The organism is Streptomyces sp. NPDC005195 (assembly GCF_040608315.1).
Lineage (GTDB): Bacteria > Actinomycetota > Actinomycetes > Streptomycetales > Streptomycetaceae > Streptomyces > Streptomyces kaempferi.
Window position 1 is genome coordinate 1 of record NZ_JBEXHZ010000151.1, and the last position, 5,176, is coordinate 5,176.

The following is a 5,176-nucleotide window of genomic DNA, read 5'->3' on the forward strand; positions in this document are numbered from 1 at the left end:
GACAGCCACCACACACGCGGTGAGGCGCTCCGGCCGTCCTGCGCCTGGGCCAGGGCCGCGGTAGTGTCCAAGCAGGCGTGCCGTGAATGTGCCAGCGTGCCGGGACCGGTAGGGCCCGTCACGCCCAGAGGCAGTGCGTGCACCCACTCGGTGTCCGCCAGGACGTTGTCACCGCCGTCCTCGCACAGCGCGTCGAGCACCATGCACAGGGACGCCGGGTCGGCCGGGTCGGCCTCGAAGACGTCGGGTCCCCTGCGAGTGAAGGCACCGGAGGGCCGCACCCGCACCACCCGCGACGCGACGGCCTCGAAGGGCGCGAGCGCCGCGGGTGTCACGGACTGCGCGACGACCACCACGACGGGCGCGCGGTCGGCGGGGCCGAGCGTGCGCGCGGCGGCCGCGCGGCGCACCCGGACCCAGTACGGCTGGTGCAGCCAGTCGGCCCGCTGAAGCCGCCGGGGCTCCGCCGCCGCGGCCTCGGGCACGCGCTCGAAGTCGTACTCTGCGAGATCGAAGGACGGAGGGGGGAAGTCCCAGGGTGCGGGGGCGGGGCCAGCCTCCCACTCAAGGGTCTTCCCGGCGGTCCAGTTCTCGGCGATGGCGTGCGCCGTGAGGCCGACGGCCGGGACCGTCGCCGCGTCGGGCTCGGCGAGGCCGTGCTCGGTCTCGCCTGCGGCCACCGCGCGCAGCCAACGCACCGCGCTCACCGTGTCTGTGACGGGTGCCGCAGCCCGCAGACGGCGAGGGACACGCCCGGCCTCAAGGTGACGCAGCACCAACGCGTAGCGCTCGGGCCGCAGTTCCAGGTAGTCGGCGATCCGGGCGGCGTCAGCCGCGAGGGCGCCCGTGCTGGAAGCGGACAGCACCAGGCACTCCGGTGCCCGGCCGGTCTCGGCGGGACTGGCCCCGGTTTCCTGTTCCACGATGACGTGGGCATTCGTGCCGCCGATCCCGAAGCTGCTGACAGCGGCCACCCGTTCACATCCCCCGGGCCAAGGCGTCGTCCGGGTGGGGACGTACAAGGGGGTGGGATCGGCGCCGATCTCCGGGTTGAAGTCCCGGAAGTTGATGTTGGGCGGAATGCTTCCGTGGTGCACGGCGAGGACCGCGCGCACGAGACCCACCACACCGGCCGCCGCGCCCATGTGACCGAGCTGGCTCTTGACGGAGCTGAGCGCGCACCGGCCGGACTCGTCCACGTCGAACGCCTGCCGCAGCGCGCCCACTTCGATGGGGTCGCCCAGGCGGGTGCCGGTCCCGTGCGCCTCGACATATCCGAGGTCGGCACCGGTGCGTCCGGCGCGGGACAGGGCGGTGCGGATCACCTCGCGCTGCCCCGCCAGGGATGGCGCGGTGTAACTCATCTTGGCCGAGCCGTCGTTGTTGATGGCGGAACCCGTGATCACGGCGTACACGGTGTCGCCGTCACGCCGTGCCAGCCGCAGCGGTTTGAGGACCACGGTGCCGACCCCGCTCGCGCCGACCGTTCCGCTCGCGTCGTCGCTGAAGGGCCGGCAGTCGCCGTCCGCGGAGAAGATGTGCTGCGGGCGGTAGCGGTAGCCGCCGGTCTGCCCGGGGTCGATGAGGACACCCGAGGCGAGCATCACGTCGGCCTCGCCCTGCCGGAGCAGGCCGGCCGCGAGATGGACGGCGACCAGCGAACTGGAGCACGCCGTCTGGGCGCTGAAGGCGGGACCGGTGAGCCCGAGATGGTAAGCGACCTTGGTCGCCAGGAAGTCCTTCTCGTGGTTCAGGGCGAGCTGGAATCCGTCGGGCAGCCGGCCCGGGTCGGCCTCGCGCAGCATGGACTGGAAGTACGTGTTCTCCCCGGCACCGGCCACCAGCCCGACCCGCGTCGCCGACGTGTCCGCGACTCCGGCGTGTGCCAGGGCTTGCACGCAGGACATCAGGACATGACGCTGTTGAGGGTCCATCAGACGTGCTTCCTGGGCACTGATGCCGAAGTGAGCCGGGTCGAAGTCGAGCATTCCGTCGAGCGTGCTGTGCACGCCGATCACGCCCTCGGGGGCGTCGAAACGGCGGAAGCCGGTGGAACCGGAGACCACCAGGTCCCAGAAGGCGGACAGGTCCGGTGCGCCGGGCACCCGCACGGCCATGCCGACGACCGCGATCGGTTCACCGGGCTCGCGGCGTCCGTTGTCCTGCGCGAGCGCGGCGACGGCCGCCGGCCGGCCGCCGGCCGGGTTCGCGGACAGGTGCCGGGCCAGGGAGCGGACGGTGACGTGCTCGAAGAGATCCGCGATGGTGAAGCGCGCGCCCAGTTCCGTCGTGCAGTGCAGGTGGAAGCGCATGAGGGTGAGGCTGGAGGCACCCGCCTCGAAGAAGGTCTGGTCGGGGCCGATTACCGTCCCGGTGACTGTCTCGAAGGCGGCGACGAGCTGCTCCTCCTCGGCCGACAGCCCGTGGACGGGAGCCGCGGAACGGCGTATCTCCTCGCCCGGCGCCCGGAGCGCCGCCTGCCGGTCCAGCTTGCCGCTGGGCGTACGCGGCAGCGTCCGCAGTCTCCGGAATCGTTCGACGCGCACGTAGGACGGCAGCAGTGCCGACAGGTGCGCGGTGAGGTGGTCGGCGGACGGCGTCTCGCCACGGATCTGCAGGGACGCGGTCAGCTGGCCGTTGTCACGGGACACAACGGCGTTGAGCACGTCCGGATGGCGCAGCAGGGCCGCCTCGACGGAACCCAGTTCCAGCCGGTGCCCGCTCAGTTTGATCTGTTGGTCGTCGCGGCCCGCGTAGTGCAGCAGACCGTCGGCGTCGAACCACGCTCGGTCGCCACTGCGGTAGAAGAGACCCTCGCCCGGCACGTCGACGAAGCGCGTGCCGTCGGCGGCGCGGTCGTCGAGGTAGCAGTGGGTGGTCATGGTGCCGCCGATCAGCAGCTCACCGGTGTACCCGGGCGGGACCGAATCACCCTGGGCGTCCACCACCCGCAGGTCGGCGCCCGCCACGGGGCGGCCGATGGCGGGGCGCTCGGGCCAGCGCGCCGGGTCGCCCTCCAGGCACAGGGCACTGACCACGTGCGTTTCGGTAGGACCGTAGTGGTTGTACAGGCAGGCTCCGGACAGTCCCGTGAACCAGCGGCGGATGGTGTCGGTACACACCAGCTGCTCGCCTGCGGTGACGACCTCGCGCAGCCGTGAGGGGTATCTGCCCAGCCGCACCCCGTACTCGGCGAGCAGCTGCAGGGCCACGTAGGGCATGAAGACGCGCTCGGTTCCCGCGGCCTCGAGCCGTTCCAGCAGCGCGGGCGTGTCTTGTCTCCACTCGGGACGTATCAGCTGAAGGCTGCCACCGGTGCAGAGTGTCCCGAAGATCTCCTGGAACGACACGTCGAACGACAGCATCGAGAACTGCTGGGTGGCGGCCGGGGCGGTCAGACCGCCTCGGCCGGACTGCCAGCGGATCAGGTCGCACAACGTGCGGTCGGAGATCTGGACACCCTTGGGAACTCCGGTGGAGCCGGAGGTGAACAGCGTGTACAGCGGTCGGCCGCCGTCGTGCGTGCCGTCCTCGTACGGTGCGCGCGGGGCACCGTCGCGGTGCGGCGCGGGCTCCGCCAGGTCGACGAGATGGTGCACCACGCCGTCGGGCAACAGGGCGTCCAGCGCTTCCGTGCCGTCGCGCGCGACCATCACGCACAGCGGGTTGACGCGCTCTAGGACGCGGCGCAGTACGTCAGCCGGGTACGAGGGGTCTAGGGGGACCGCGGTCACGTTGAGCCGCGCCAGCGCCAGCAGGGCGACCACGTGCTCGGTGGACGGGTTCAGATACAGGGCAGCCCGGCAGGGACCGCCGTCGGCCGGGATCGCGTAGCGACCGGTCAGGTCCGCAGCAAGGTCCGCGGCGAGAGCGTCGAGAGCCGCGTAGCTCAGGGTGCTCCCGTCGGCCGTGAGAACCGCGGGAGCGTCGGGGGTGCGGGCGACCTGCAGCGCGAACCCCTCGGCGACGGTGGTGAAGCCCGGCTCCGGGGCCGGGCCGCGTCCGTGGTGCGCCAGCGACTGCCGGTACGGCGCGACCAGCTCCCGCGCGGTGGCGCGGCCACCGGACGCGAGCGCGTCCACGCCTCGCCGGAACAGCTCGGCCATTGCGTCGACGGCCTCGCCGGTGAAGCGGTCCTCGGCGTACTCCCACAGCAGGTCGAATCCGTCGGCATGCTCGACCACGGAGACCGTCATGGGGCACTTGGCCTCCGCCGCGGCCCACCAGAGGGGGCGCTGGACACAGCCGGGCAGCTGCAACCCCTCGAAGTCGGTGTTCTCCAGGACGAACAGGAAATCGAACGGAGTGCCGTCGCCGACCGCCTCCCAGCCGGTCAGCACGTCGGCGAGTGCCACGTCCTGGTGTCCCAGCACCTTCCCGCTGTCCGCGCCGGCGCGGGCGAGGTTCGCGCGCAGGTCCTCCCCGGGTGCGACGGACACCGGCAGCAGGACGGTGTTCGCCATCATGCCCACGCTGTCCTCGAACTCGCGCACCGGACGGTTGGCCACCGGAGCCGCGACGCGCGGCCGTATCAGACCGGTCGCGCCGTAGAGGCTCCACGAGAACACACTCAGCAGCACCTGGAAGCGGGTCAGCCCGAACTCGGCGCAGAGCTGGTCCACCTTGCCGCGGCGAACGACGTCGAGCGAGGTGTGCAGCAGCCGCGCCCGGGGTACTGCACCGGCACTGTCGGGCAGTGCCTCCCGGGGCTCCTCCAGAGCCCGGTAGTGGCGTAGGAGAGCGTCGCGCTGCGCCTCGTAAGCCGTGGTCGCGTGCCAGTCGCTCTGCCAGGTCGCGAAATCCAGCGGATCCGGGACCGCCGCCGAGCGCGGGACGGACGCGGTACCAGTGGCTTCGGCGTAGCCGGCGGACAAATCCCGCAGCAGGGTGCTCAGCGACCAGCCGTCGACGGCGATGTGGTGCAGGTGCAGCAGGAGCGTTCCGCCGCCGTCACGGGGCAGCCAGCACACCCGGAGCATCCGGGGGACGGCCAGGTCGAACGGCTCGGCGAAGAAAGCATCGGCGAAGGCGTGCGCCTCGCCCTCGTCCCACACCCGCAGCTCGCCCGGGTCGTGCCAGGGGTCGTACGCCTCGCCGACCTCCTGCCGGAGCCCCTGTGACCCCAGCGCGAAGCTCGTGCGCAGCGCCGTGTGGCGCGCCACCAGGGTCCGCAGCG

At 72.0% G+C, this 5,176-nt stretch carries 1 pseudogene; it reads right to left on the minus strand.

Annotated elements, in window-relative coordinates:
* Positions 1-5,174, minus strand: a pseudogene (locus ABZV34_RS36995) (beta-ketoacyl synthase N-terminal-like domain-containing protein); the annotation flags it as partial.
* Positions 5,175-5,176 lie beyond the last annotated feature (2 nt).